General features: G+C 55.4%; 9 protein-coding genes. 6 read left to right on the top strand and 3 right to left on the bottom strand.

Features of this window, described 5'->3' with window-relative positions; translation table 11 throughout:
• Positions 1 to 31 precede the first annotated feature (31 nt).
• Positions 32 to 1930, bottom strand: coding sequence for a FixH family protein (locus tag JMJ16_RS24765; protein ID WP_201385809.1), 1899 nt, complete (start codon positions 1928 to 1930; stop codon positions 32 to 34).
• Positions 1931 to 2108: 178 nt separating this feature from the next.
• On the opposite strand from JMJ16_RS24765, the gene rnc reads away from it, so the two are divergent.
• From rnc to JMJ16_RS24740, 5 genes are all read left to right on the top strand, one after another.
• Positions 2109 to 2864, top strand: coding sequence for a ribonuclease III (gene rnc / locus JMJ16_RS24760; protein ID WP_201385808.1), 756 nt, complete (start codon positions 2109 to 2111; stop codon positions 2862 to 2864).
• Between the two features lie 69 nt (positions 2865 to 2933).
• Positions 2934 to 4673 (top strand): N-6 DNA methylase, encoded by a 1740-nt coding sequence (locus JMJ16_RS24755; protein WP_201385807.1) that lies wholly within the window; start codon positions 2934 to 2936, stop codon positions 4671 to 4673.
• Between the two features lie 64 nt (positions 4674 to 4737).
• Positions 4738 to 5160 (top strand): cobalamin B12-binding domain-containing protein, encoded by a 423-nt coding sequence (locus tag JMJ16_RS24750; RefSeq protein WP_201385806.1) that lies wholly within the window; start codon positions 4738 to 4740, stop codon positions 5158 to 5160.
• 3 nt (positions 5161 to 5163) lie between these two features.
• Positions 5164 to 6117, top strand: a complete 954-nt coding sequence (gene meaB / locus JMJ16_RS24745) for a methylmalonyl Co-A mutase-associated GTPase MeaB (protein WP_201385804.1) — start codon at positions 5164 to 5166, stop codon at positions 6115 to 6117.
• Positions 6118 to 6319: 202 nt separating this feature from the next.
• The gene (locus JMJ16_RS24740) at positions 6320 to 7747 is read left to right on the top strand and encodes a DEAD/DEAH box helicase (RefSeq protein ID WP_236601673.1); all 1428 of its coding nucleotides are present in this window, start codon (positions 6320 to 6322) and stop codon (positions 7745 to 7747) included.
• A gap of 96 nt (positions 7748 to 7843) precedes the next feature.
• Here JMJ16_RS24740 and JMJ16_RS24735 read toward each other — a convergent pair whose 3' ends face one another.
• Positions 7844 to 9637 carry a hypothetical protein gene (locus tag JMJ16_RS24735; RefSeq protein ID WP_201385803.1) on the bottom strand — a complete coding sequence of 598 codons (1794 nt, stop codon included), beginning with the start codon at positions 9635 to 9637 and terminating at the stop codon, positions 7844 to 7846.
• Positions 9634 to 10326 (bottom strand): serine/threonine-protein kinase, encoded by a 693-nt coding sequence (locus tag JMJ16_RS24730; protein ID WP_201385802.1) that lies wholly within the window; start codon positions 10324 to 10326, stop codon positions 9634 to 9636. The genes JMJ16_RS24735 and JMJ16_RS24730 overlap by 4 nt, the downstream gene beginning before the upstream one ends.
• Before the next feature lie 256 nt (positions 10327 to 10582).
• On the opposite strand from JMJ16_RS24730, the gene JMJ16_RS24725 reads away from it, so the two are divergent.
• On the top strand, positions 10583 to 12643 hold the full coding sequence (locus tag JMJ16_RS24725) for a DUF790 family protein (RefSeq protein ID WP_201385801.1): 2061 nt from the start codon (positions 10583 to 10585) through the stop codon (positions 12641 to 12643).
• Positions 12644 to 12991: the final 348 nt, after the last annotated feature.

Genomic DNA, 12991 nt, shown 5'->3' with positions numbered 1-12991 from the left:
CTCCTCAAAATATTTTTCTACATAAACATTTTTAAGATGTCTGAATGCGGAAACTGGCGGTATGTTGTGTAGTATCCGTAGTGCGGATGTGGACATCAATCTGCCACAGTCCACTCATGGGGAGGATGGCGGTACCGCTGAAATTTCCTTTGTTGTCAGGCTGTAAGGTGAGTAGCGTGGCGCCCATGCGCATCTCAACCATATCCGCAGCCAGCCCAACCTGTATGTTTTTCGCGTTCTGCCCCTGCTTATCCAGGACATGGACGGTGAAGGTGTTAGGGCCAATGCGATTGGGTGAGATGGTAAGTTGAACGTTGAACTGTTGATCCTCGGTTCGCATGCTTCGCTGGAAAGGCTTATTTGTTTTGGTCGCGGTGCCTGTACTACTAGCAGGCTGAGCAGGCGCGGTGGTAGCCGCGTAGACGCTCATGAGGCTGCTTGCGAGCAGGAGTGTAACACCCAGCAGCGCCTCCCAGCGCAGAAGCGTGTGGAGCGTGCGTGTGGTGTGTTCGACCTGGCGCTCGATTTTCTTGCTGGCATCAGCGGCGAAGTGTGCTTTTGTCTCCTCGCCAGCCTCAACCTGGATCCGCTCAATTTTCTTGTAGTCGCGGTTAAGGCGCGGGCGAATGAGCAGGTCTTGCACGGCTCCCACGCAGAGCAGTATTCCCAGCAGGAGGCATTTCACAATGAGGGTACAACCATAAGGGGTGCTTAACAACTGCTCCCAGGATTGCAGGTGCAGGCTGGAGCTGAAGGGTCCTGTGACCAGGAGGAGAAGCAACCCGGTCAGGGCCAGGGGAGAGAAAGTGCCTAGTGTGTTCAGCAGAGCCTTACCCTGAGTGAGCGGGAGCTGATCGCGTAGAGCGGGCAGGTAGACCCAGGTGGCGTAGAACATGCCGCCGACCCATATAGCGGTACCCAGCCAGTGAAGCCAGTCGCTACCCAGGCCCAGGAGTGGTGAGCCACTGATAGTGGTGGATGCGCCATGTCCGCTCAGGGCGAAGAGGAGCAGGAGGGCGCAGCCCAGGGCCAGCCTTCCCCATGTCACGAGCGACGACCGCGAATATTGCGCATCGGTGGCAGGAGTAGTCTGTGCAGGCAGCAGGAGCGCGACGATGAGCAGAAACTGCTGCAAAAGCCAGTAGGTCCCAAATCCTCCCGTGGTAAGGAGTTGTATGGCGCTGGGTATAACCTGCGCGCCCTCTCCCTGAGCCAGTGCCAGGCTATTGCTGAATAATAAACCAATATTAGCGCACAGGAGGAGGATCAGGAGCGGCTGCGCCAGTTTCTGCTCAAAAAGCCGCTCTTCGCGCTCGCGTAGTGCTTGCTGCTCAGCGCTTACCTGTTTGCGTGTAATGAATGCGCGCCAGAACAAGGTCCCGACCCAGAAGGTTGCACCCAGCGCTAGAATGGCTTGCATTAGCCCATAGAGCACGCTGGCGAGATCGAGTTGGCCGGAGGCGAGAGGCGTGGCGCCAAAGGCATTAGCTACTCCCGCTAAGTTTGTGCCTTGAGGTAAGGCTCCATCTGGTCCAGTTATGCCGAAGCTAAAGGCTCCTGTCAGCGTCTGCCCATCGTAGCTTGCCAGTGTGCGCCAGGAGACGGTGTAGACTCCTGGCGGCAGGGGACTTTGCAATGGGACGACAAGCTCATGACCACTGGCATAGGTGCGTAAATCGACTCGCCTGTGTTCGGCGTTCTGGACCATGACCGTACTGGCTGCCGAATTGAGATCCTCGCTAAACCAGAGATGAACCTCGGATGGCGCAGTGAGCAGGAGCTTATCTGCCGGGGGATCTGAGCGCAGGAGGATGGAAGACGCCTGCCCTGGCAGGGGAGTCATCACCAGCAGGAGCAGGGCGAGAGACGCAGCTATAGTTAGAAATATATGTATGTGGGGTGTAGCCCGAAAAAATCTTTGTGCTTGCATACGAATAACGACCTTTTATGAGTGATATTCCCGGTGGAGGGTTACCAGACCACAGTGTAGCATACCTTGTAGCGTTGGTGAAACAGGCTTCTCCTATCTCGCAGTAGATATGATATCATGATATAAACGATGGGTAACATCGACGTGCTATAGAATACTGATATATAATAATGGGATCATGGGAGATATAGAAAATATCGATAATTTGCTCGCATTAGAAGCGCTGCTTCAGGTGACGTTTCACGACCGTTCTCTGCTGCTACGAGCGATTACGCATCACTCGTGTTGTACCGAAACGGCGCTACGCGATTCATATGACACCCTGGAATTCCTGGGCGATGCGATTATTAGCGCTCATGTTGTGGAGTATATTTATCGCAGCTTCCCAAACGCGAGTGAAGGGGATATGACGGCCCTCAAGTCCGAGGTGGTAAGCCGTCGTGTCTTTGCGCTTATTGGGCAGCAGCTTGGGCTGTTCCCTTTTATTCGCGTGGATATCGCGAACCTGCGCACCTTTAATGAGCGGTCGCGTGACTCATTATGTGCGGATGTGTTGGAGGCGCTGGTGGGGGCGATCCATATCGATCAGGGGGCAGAGGTCGCGCGCGACTTTGTGGCGCGAGCGATTCTGCCTATGGTTGAGCAGGTCAGTGTGCAGGCGGACACCAATCCTAAAGGGCGTTTGCAAAAGATTATCTTGCAGCGCACGGGAAGTCTCCCACGCTACCGTGTCCTGGAGCAGAGTGGGCGTAATAATGATCGTGTCTTCCTGGTAGGCGTCTATGATCAGGAGACGCTTCTAGGCCTGGGCAAGGCCTCCAGCATCAAAGAGGCCGGACGGCTCGCGGCTCGCGAGGCGCTAGAGGCTCTACAGAAACAGCGCGGGAAAGCTCCAATCATTGATATAGAGGATGAATCGCAGCCTCAGCTTTGATCAATGCGAAGCAATGTAACCAATGAATAGATGCTTCTGGTTTATTAAAAGAAAGCTGGAAGGGGAGAGATGGCAGCTCACGATCTCGTCAACTGGTACGAATCCAGTCTCGCTCCGACTGAGCGGAAGACGCGAGGACATTTCTCGACGCCACCACGTCTGGTGGAGCAGATCCTCGATGCTTGTGGTTTCTCGCCCGAGCGCAATCTCACCCAGCTCCGTGTCCTCGATCCCGCCTGCGGTGGCGGCAACTTCCTGACGGCTGTCTTACATCGCCTGGTCCTCTCGGCGGAGGCCACCGGTTTGAGCCAGCGTCAGACCTTGAGCCGCATCCAGCAAAATATCTGGGGTTTTGATCCCGATCCCGTCGCCTGTTTTGTGGCTGAGATGCACCTCCGCGAAGCACTTGCTGCATATACCCTGCAATCTTCCCAGTATCGCAGTTCTCTGCCACTCCATATCCACCAGGCCGACGCGCTCACATTTCCCTGGGGGCAGGCGCTGGCGGAAAAGCGTCATGCCGATATCGATCTCTTTCTGGCGAATCCCCCTTACCTGGCGGCCAAAAATACGGATCTTAGCGCCTATCGCCAGGCACATGGCCATCAGGGGCAGAGCGATAGCTACCTGCTATTTCTCGACCTGGCGTTGCGCCTGGTACGCCCTGGCGGCTGGATTGGCCTGGTGCTGCCAGATCCAGTGCTCGCGCGTACCAATGCCGCAAGCGAGCGCCAGGTACTGTTGCGAGAGACGACGATCCACCAGCTCTGGCATCTCTCCGGTGTTTTCTCGGCCTTTGTGGGCGCGGTCGTCATTGTGGCACAGAAGCGCCTGCCTAAGCGTTCGCACCAGGTGACCTGGACACGTGGACACTGGCACCTGCCTAGTGGAACGGTGGTGCCCATTTCCATCGGCAGTGAATCGTTGACTTTGCATACGCCAATTCTAGGGCGCGAGAAGTCCGAACAGGCACACGCGCATACCAGTATGATCAGGCAGGAGGTTCTGGCACGCCAACCTGAAGCGGAGTTACGCTACTTATGGGGGCGCATGCAGGGGACCTTAATTGAACGCCTCTATCTGCATAGCCAGGCCCACGCGGGTAGGAAGTCCCTGCTGGCCCCGCTTTCACACTGGGTTACCGTTCGGCGCGGTGAGGAGCTGAGTAAGGATCACGCGCTCCTCTCACCCTGGCGTCCGGATGAGGGTGAGTGGTATCCCGTCTTACGGGGAGGCGTCGATATTCATCCCTATCGCTTCCCTCAAGCTATACGCTGGATGCAACGCGAGCATATTCACAAGCCCCTGGCGCGTTATCACGCCCCCAAAATTCTGGTCATCAAGAGTACAGGCCAGCTTCAGGCCTCGCTCGACCTTGAGGGGCACATTGTCTTACAGACGCTCTATATACTCAACTTTACGCGTGAGGACCTATGCACCTCCCAGGAGCAGGAAGACGAGCTGTTTTTCCTGCTGGCTCTGCTCAACTCGCGTCTCCTGCGTGTCTATACCTATGTATTGCATACCGCGTATAAATGGGTGCAGCCGCAGATCGAGCAGCATGTCCTGGCGCACCTGCCAGTCCCCACCCTGGCTGGCCCCGAGCGCCGTTTTATCATTCAGCGGGCCAGAGAGCTACAGTCTGCTTGCAGCGCGAAACCTCCCGTAGTAGAATTGAAGGAGAAGGAGATGTACGAGGAGCTAGAGCAAGCGATCTGCGCGCTCTACGAATCAGCTCTCCAGGGACGGCGAGCAAGCAGTTCGCCTCTAAGATCTTATTCCGAAACCCAACGCCGCTCTCGCAGCTAGCGCTTTGCGCTCAGGGTTTTCGGATAAGAAGTAGATCGAAGAAGCGCCGACAAAGGAGTCACCTATGGTTGATACACGTAAAATTCGCGTCCTGGTTGCCAAACCTGGCCTGGATGGGCATGACAGGGGCGCGAAAGTAATTGCGCGTGCCTTGCGCGACGCGGGCATGGAAGTAATCTACACTGGCATTCGTCAAACCCCGGAGATGATCGTTGAAGCCGCGGTCCAGGAGGACGTGGACGCGATTTTGATGAGCATTCTCTCCGGTGCACATATGGCTCTCTTTCCCAAAGTCATGGAGCTACTCAAGCAGAACGAAGTTGATGATGTGCTGGTGGCGGCAGGCGGCATCTTGCCCGACGAAGACATTCCCGCAATCAAAGCCATGGGTATCCAGGGCTGTTTCGGACCGGGGACCTCGACCGATGAGATCATCAAGTTCGTCCGGGAGAATGTGCGGTCTGAGCGCCTGCTGACCGAGGTATAAGCCTTGCAAAACATCATTGAACGTTTACTACAAGGAGATCGGCGTGCCCTGGCCCGGATGGTCACGTTGATCGAAAACGAGGCCCCAGCAGCTTCTCGGTATCTGGCTGAACTCCATCGCCACTCTGGCAACGCGCATATCATTGGCGTGACAGGCTCGCCCGGCGCTGGAAAGAGCACGTTGGTGGCGCGCCTGGTGCGTGAGTATCGCAGGCGAGAGTGCAAGGTTGGTGTGATCGCGGTGGACCCGACCAGCCCCTTCAGTGGTGGGGCTATCTTAGGTGATCGCATTCGCATGATGGAGCTGGCAGGCGATCCCAATATCTTCATTCGCAGCATGGCCAGTCGAGGGAACCTGGGCGGTCTCTCCGCCTCGACGCGCGACGCCGTGCGTGCCATGGATGCCGCGGGCTATGACCCGATCATTATTGAGACCGTGGGCACAGGCCAGGCCGAGGTCGAGGTTATGCGCACGGCCCAGACGGTCTTCGTGGTGGTCGCGCCCGGCATGGGTGATGACATCCAGGCCATCAAGGCAGGTATCTTAGAAATCGCGGATATCTTCGTAGTAAGTAAGATGGATAAGCCAGGCGCCGACCAGACGGTCGCCGAACTGGCGATGCTGCTCAGCCTTGACTCCAATCGCAAGCAGGCAGAATGGCGTATCCCTATCATCAAGACCTCGGCCGTGAAAGAGCAAGGTATCGCCGAACTGGTGGACGCCGCTCAGAAGCATCGCACCTACCTCCAGGAGAGCGGAATGATGCAGAGCCGTGCCCAGCGCCAGGTGCGCAGCGAACTCCAGGCCCTCATCCTCCAGGCCGTGGCCAAATCGCTCCGCGAGGCCGTCAGCGAGGAAGAATGGCATGAGTTGATCGACGATATCACGAAGCGTGAGCGCGATCCCTACTCCGTCGCACGCGAGCTAGAGGCCCGCGTGGGCCTCAACGGCGCGTAATTCTCCCTGATTGGGGGCACGGAACATAATTAAAGCAGGCAACATCCCCGCTGAAAAGAGGTGTGATGCCTGCTTTTTATGCTTATATCCAGGTGAAAGGCCGGTTCCGTTTGTGTGAGGGCGCGCAAGAATAGACACAGGTAAGTAGATCAAAGCAATTCTGTATCTGAGCAGAAAGCGTTAACGCAGAAGCGAGAGAAGCGTGAGTAAAAAAGCGACATCCGAGACGGTATTAGAAATGCGGGGACGTGACCTGGTGATCACGCCTTCCACAGAATATAGTCACTTGACCCCTGAAGAGCAACTCACGGCGCTGTTTGGGAAGCGCCTCTCGCCTTTTGTGGCGGAGACCCTGACCCAGGATAAGCGTCATGCCTTCTGGCGCACCAAGCCCTACTATTTTAGCGCTGTGAAGGCGGCGCTCCAGGAGCAGCAAATTTCTCTCCGCGTCGCGTTCGAGGAACGTCCATCTCTCCCCTTTGTCACTCACCTGGCAAAGGAGCCGCGCCCGTATCAGCAGGAGGCCTTAAAGGCATGGTTAGAGGTGGGAAGCGCGGGCGTTGTAGTCTTGCCGACCGGGGCTGGCAAGACCTTTACCGCTGCGATGGCCCTGCACGAATTGGGACTCTGGACCCTTGTCGTGGTGCCCACGATTGACCTATTGCAGCAATGGCGCGTTGCCCTGGCCGACGCCCTCTCCCTGGAGAGCAGTGCGATCGGCCTCTTTGGTGGCGGCGAGAAAACCTTGAAGCCCATCACTGTAATTACCTATGACTCGGCGGCGCTCTATCCACGCGAGTTGGCCCAGTTTGGCTTGCTGGTTTTTGACGAGTGTCATCACCTTCCCGCACCAACCTATCGCCTGATCGCGGAGTCGGCCTTTACCCCCTTACGCCTGGGTCTGAGCGCGACCCCCGAGCGTAGCGACATGGCGCATACAGAGCTTGATGAGCTGATTGGACCCGAGGTCTATCGCCGCTCCCCCTCCGAGTTAACTGAGGGTCGCTACCTGGCTCAATATCGTGAAGTGGTCGTACCTATTGCCCTGGCGGAGGAGGATGCTGAGCGCTACAATGAGCAGCGCCAGATCTACCGCTCGTTTTTGCAGCGACGGCGCATTGTTATTCGCTCGCCCGAGGATTTTCAGCAGAAGGTGATCTATATGAGTGCACGCGATCCAGAGGCGCGCGAAGCCATGCTGGCCTGGCGTGAGGCGCGCAACATCGCCATGAACGCCCCCGCCAAGTACGCTGAAATCGAGCGTATCTTGCGCGAACATGCTCAGGACCAGGCCATCCTCTTCTCAGAGTACAACTATGTCGTGGATGAGATCAGTCGCCGCCTGTGTATCCCCAGCATCACCTATAAAACGCCTGCCGATGAGCGGCGCACCATCCTCGAACGTTTTCGCTCAGGCCAGTATACAAAACTGGTCACCGGGCGCGTATTAAACGAGGGCGTCGATGTGCCAGACTGCCGTGTGGCGGTTATCGTGAGTGGCAATAGCACTAAACGCGAGTATATCCAGCGCCTGGGGCGCGTGCTTCGTCCCAAGGAGGGCGAGGCCTTGCTCTATGAACTGGTCACCTCCGATACCACTGAGGAGTCGGTGGCGAAGCGGCGTCGCTAAATTGTAGGGTCCGTGCTGGCATGGGCTCTTCGGCCTGCAGGTCCATACCTCATGTGCAGGAAGTCGCTGCGCTCGGAGTCCATGCCAGCATGGACCCTACAATTTTTGGAGGTCAATGGCCGCCATGTATTGGCATTCGATATAGGCCTGGTTTGCGCCTGCGGAGTTTGGTAGTGGTTGTGGACTCTGATTCGGAGGAATCGTGCGCCCGGTGTAAGAGTCGGCTGCTGCCTGTTTGAGTTGGAGAGCTATACTGAGGTTCGCTGGATCAGCCAGGTCAGCAGCCTTCAATAGAAGAACGTCGTTAGCACGTACTTTTTGGAGCCAGTCTCGCAGATCTTGAATGGCATATTCGGTATTTTGGATGCGCTGTAACAGCTCTTTGTTCCCGCCAGCGACCTGCTTGACCTGCTGCACCTGTTCATTCAGAATATCGAGATAGCCTTTCTGGCTGGGCGAGGAGAGCAGTCCTCGAGCTATACTCAGCTGAGAGGGAAGATTTTGTGGCAGATCTCCTGACTGGTGGGCATTGCTGCTACCATCGAGCATCTCGATGACGCGTATGGCCTGGCGCATAGCCAGGGCCTTATCTTTTACATGGTTTTGGAGGGTATCAGCAATACTGCCTGTTTTATCATTCATCGATTTGATGGTTTCAAAGAGCGTCACGATCACGCTCTGGTTATTCTCCAGGCCAGGAGTCGAGGAGAGAATATTTTTGACTGCGGTCGCGACTTTGGGGTCGAGCACTCCATGGTAGATGTGTTGCTGGCCAGGAGCCTGGGGCTGTGTATTCGCTTGCTCTAACGTGATAAGCACCCCTGTCGCGATGTTTAGCAGGTCTGTATGTTGCGTATCGCCAGGATAGGTGTAGGTGATGGCATTATTCTGGAGCGGTAGTATGCCCAGGGACAGTGGCTTTGTCTCCGTTTCTAGCCAGGCAAAATAGGCCTTGCCTTGAGCGGGAGCGTCTATGTGGTCTATTTGTAGGTGGAGCACATCGTTATGCCCAAGCGCATCATCCTGGAAGAAGACGCGTGCGGTATTTGTGATGGTTGCTGTGGGCTGAGTGTTATGGGGCTGGAGCCAGAAGGTTCCCAGTAATGCACCTCCGAGCATGAGTAACAACACGACTGCGATCAGGAAAATATACGCGGGCTTATCGGTAAGGCGTTGGCGGCGCGGAGGTAACGCCAGAGGTGGCGTTTGTGGCACCATTGCAGATCGTGGTGTCGCTACTGATGAGTATACATGAGTTGCCTGTTGCGGCTCGCGTGCTGGCATTTCTGGAGGCCTTACAGGCCCTACAACTGGCGTGGGCTGGGGTGAGGCATGGTGTGCATCACGGACTTGATAGCCGGAAAGGAGACCCGAAGAGCGCTGTGACGGTGCTATAGGTGACTGTGAGATTCCTGGTAACGATTGTGAAGTCGCGGGAGGAGTTGGCAAGGGACGTGAATTTGACGGTCGAGCCTGGTCAATGCCTGGTAACGATTGTGAGGCCTTGGGAGGAATTGGCAAGGGACGTGAATTTGACGACAAAGGTTGTGAGGCAGGAGGGAGCGCAGGCAAGGGCCGGGAAATAGGCGCATTGAGTGGTGGTTGCACTGTTTGTGGTGAAAACGGCTGAGGAACCCCGAGAATGTTAATGGTTGGTCCTCTTTGCGCGGCCGAATGGCCTGGCTCTGGAAGGGCCTGGATGGCACGCAACTTCAGACTTGGACGCATGGAGCAGGCCTCTGCAATAGCGGTCGCCAGGAGCGAGGCACTGGCAAAGCGGGCAATAGGGTCTTTCGCAAGTGCGCGTAGGATAACCTCAGAGAGGGCCGCGGGAATATTCGGATTGATCAAATTAGGCGGCGTTGGAAGCGCATTTACATGCTGCATCATAATTGAGATGGGGCTTTCTCCACGAAAGGGGGAACGCCGGTGCAGACCTCATAGAGCAGGGCTCCGAGGGCATAAATATCGCTACGTGTATTGGGGTGGCCACCACCTGCCTGTTCTGGTGAAATATAAAAGGGCATGTCGGCGTTGGGCGTGATACCCAGCATAGGGCAGAAGCCAGTATCGACGAGTAAGGGCTCACCGGCATCAAAATTGGTGCGATTTTTTGCCTGGAGCAGGATATTCTTGGGCTTAATATCTCCGTGAATGATCCCTTTGCTGTGAGTGTAATCTAAGGCATCTCCCAGGCAAGAGTAGAGATAGACAATGTTATGTATCGAGGGAAATTGACCGCGATGCGAGGTGACTTTCAGGTAATCGTTACATGTTAGTCCCTCAATGTAATCCATCACAATGTAGGCAACAGTTTCATTTCCATCGGGGGCGCGATAGACATTGACTTCGCGTAAAGGCACAAGATGATCCTGGTGAAGCGCACTCAGGGCTGTCCCTGCGGTCGTGAAGTCATTGAAGAAGTGAGGATTAGCCTGCTGCAAATCGGTATGCAGGAGCTTGATAGCAACGTCGCGCTGGAGTTGCAGATCCCGTCCTTTCCATACCTCGCCAATGCTGCCTCGACCTATTTTAGTGTGTAGCTCATATTTGTCCAGGCGTCGTGGGGTTGTGCTCATTGCCGCCTCCAGTGGCTGAAACGGTGCCTTTGTTGTAGATGCTCTAAATAATCGGCATAACAACTTTACAGCCCAATGCCAACCATAGCATAGGGCATACAAATGTTCAATGGCAATAGGATATGCCTCCTATTGCTCCGTTTTGTGCCAGCGCGATAAGAATAGAGGAGCGTACGAAAGTCTGAAAAAGGCGCTAGATCTTTGCTATAATGGGGGCAAGGTATACCTCTTATGGTTTCCTGGGAAGGTGATATCCGTGCGTTTTAGCTTACAAGATGTCAAAAAGACTGTTCATCGGCGTGCTGGCAGGTCAGGGAAGGCGCCTGATCTCGGGCTCTCCCTGCATTTTTTACGCCCTGGCGTCCTGTACCAGGAAATAGAGCAACTCGTGGCCTATTATGAAAGTATGCTTGGCCGTCCACAGCGTGCTTTCCTTGAAGACGAGGCCCGTTCCTATATTGGCGATTATCGCCTGGCTAATTGCTTGCTGGCGACTTTGAGTAACTGGTATCAATGGCGTACGCGGGAGTGGGGCGAGATCCTACAAGAGATGCAGGCGAGCGAGGCCTTGGAGGACGTAATGTCACCCACCCGGCTACGCCTGGCTCTTTTCGACTATGTCAACGAACACTACCAGGGATTTCTGGCGACTGACCAGCGCCAGGAGGCTTTACAGACGTTTGCTCTCACCTATCGCTTGACGCCTGACCAGCTAGCCTATCTGTTGGTGTTAGATAGCGAGGATGAGGCGGTACTGGTACGCACTGGCGAACAACCTCCTACAGCGCCTGAGGTTGCCGCCATCTATAATCAGTGGGCGTTTGAGGCCGCGCTTTTTAACGCCTCCGATGTCCATTTTTCACTCGACTGCCAGGCTTTATCCGACGAATTATCTGCCGATGAGCTTTTTCCCATGCCCAGCACTGAACCGGGATTGGGCGCGGTAATCAAGCGTTTATGCTTTCTTGCGCGGCGCTTTGGTGTGTACTATGATCTTTCCTATGAGGCCGACCTTGTGGGTGAACTGTCAGGGCGTCCAACCACGCTCGAACTCTTGTTGTATGGTCCACAAGAGGTGACCGGTGCGCCACAGCAATATGGGATGCGCCTGGCGCGTCTCTGCCGGGTGTTGCTGGGGTATCAAAAGCAACCAGGGCGTTCGCAGTCTTTTTCCGCTGCGTTAGTAGAAGCGGAGGCAACCGTGCATTTCTTGCAGCGCCGCTACCAGTTTCAGATGGACGCCAAACTACTCCAATTGTTGCCACAGCCTGCCAGGAGCGAAGTGGCGGAGGAGAACACAGCTTATGTTCCTACAACCGCGCTCTTTGATAGTAGTATTGAGCAGGGCTTTGCCGAGGCCTTTACTGCTTTAGCCGCCAGCCAGGGTGCCGATGGCTGGCACCTGGAACGCGAACCAGAGCCGTTACTGCTGGCACAGAGCATTTTTATACCCGATTTTGCGCTCTCACGAGGTCGCGAGCGTATTTATATGGAGATCCTTGGTTTCTGGACCCCGGCTTATCGGGAACGCAAGATACAGAAATTGCTGCAAATGACGCAGCGCAAGGATCTTATCCTGGCCATCCCTCTCGACGCGAAGGAGGCCTTTGCCCCGATTGCCTCGTCCTTCCCCATTGTCTACTACCGAGGCCAACTCTCGGCCAGCGAGGTCTTACACCTGTTACGCCAGCATTTTGATGATTTTGCCTCGCGCCTGGCTCAGCTAGATAGTGCGTCAATACGTGCGCATGTGCAGGTGCGCGGGTTCCTCCCGGAGCAAGAGTGTTATGCCCTGCTGAAGTGCTACCGTCGTTCAGAGCTGGCGCAGGCGACGCAACTGGTGGTTGATGCGCGAACGCGCTATGTCGCAGGCCTGGGTCTCTATAGTGTCGAAGCGGAAGAGCAACTGCGACGTGAGATGCTGGCAGCACTGCGCGCTGAAAACGCGTTCACGCTTGGCGCCTTTGCCTCGCGTGTCAGGCAGCTTGCCCCCGCCTTACAGGCATGTGATGAAAGCGCGATAGAAGCCCTCATTACCCTCTGGCCGGAAATATATATTCGCCGGGACTCAATCTTCGAGGCGCAGGTCGAGCTAGCCACTGAGAGCCTGTCAGAAGAGTCTCCCATGGTCGATACCAATCATGCATCTGGAGAGGACATAGAGATGCCTGCTATGCCTCTTACCGAGCCAGAGAGTGTGCCTGTTAGTGGAAAGAAGGCGAGCAGCGGCCGCAAGCCTGATACCACTCGGGCGAAGGCTGGTCGGAAACGTGTCGCGGCTCCAGCTGTGCAGAGTGATTTGTGGAGCGAGGCTTAGCAGCCATGTCCCAGATTCTTTCTTCTCAACACTTTCTCCGCGGCGTATTAGGTACTTCATCATTTACTATGCAGATTAAACACCTGCCATACTTCACCTTGCGAATTTATTTGGATGTATTTATACTTTTAAAGATGAGAAAGCCTTCCCCTGAATACGATACATGCGAGAGTATATATCAAGCTTGAGTTTATCTTGCCAGCGGAAGAAAGGCTGGGCTTTTAGTAGGACAGGTTGTCATGTACTGTAGACGTATCGTGCTGTGTTTTGCATGCAGGGATAGGCGCGCTATCTCCCCCGTGCCTATGTTTGGAAAGGCAGTGAGAGGTGATGAAGGATGCAGCTAAC

The sequence above is a fragment of the Ktedonobacter sp. SOSP1-52 genome (genome assembly GCF_016587395.1).
This window is presented reverse-complemented; position numbering and strand designations above follow the sequence as displayed.

What these genes read in the sequence shown, in the direction of transcription:
- JMJ16_RS24765 (WP_201385809.1), bottom strand. Translation starts at nt 1,930, where the DNA reads ATGCAAGCACAAAGATTTTTTCGGGCTACACCCCACATACATATATTT.
- rnc (WP_201385808.1), top strand. Translation starts at nt 2,109, where the DNA reads ATGGGAGATATAGAAAATATCGATAATTTGCTCGCATTAGAAGCGCTG.
- JMJ16_RS24755 (WP_201385807.1), top strand. Translation starts at nt 2,934, where the DNA reads ATGGCAGCTCACGATCTCGTCAACTGGTACGAATCCAGTCTCGCTCCG.
- JMJ16_RS24750 (WP_201385806.1), top strand. Translation starts at nt 4,738, where the DNA reads ATGGTTGATACACGTAAAATTCGCGTCCTGGTTGCCAAACCTGGCCTG.
- JMJ16_RS24735 (WP_201385803.1), bottom strand. Translation starts at nt 9,637, where the DNA reads ATGATGCAGCATGTAAATGCGCTTCCAACGCCGCCTAATTTGATCAAT.
- JMJ16_RS24730 (WP_201385802.1), bottom strand. Translation starts at nt 10,326, where the DNA reads ATGAGCACAACCCCACGACGCCTGGACAAATATGAGCTACACACTAAA.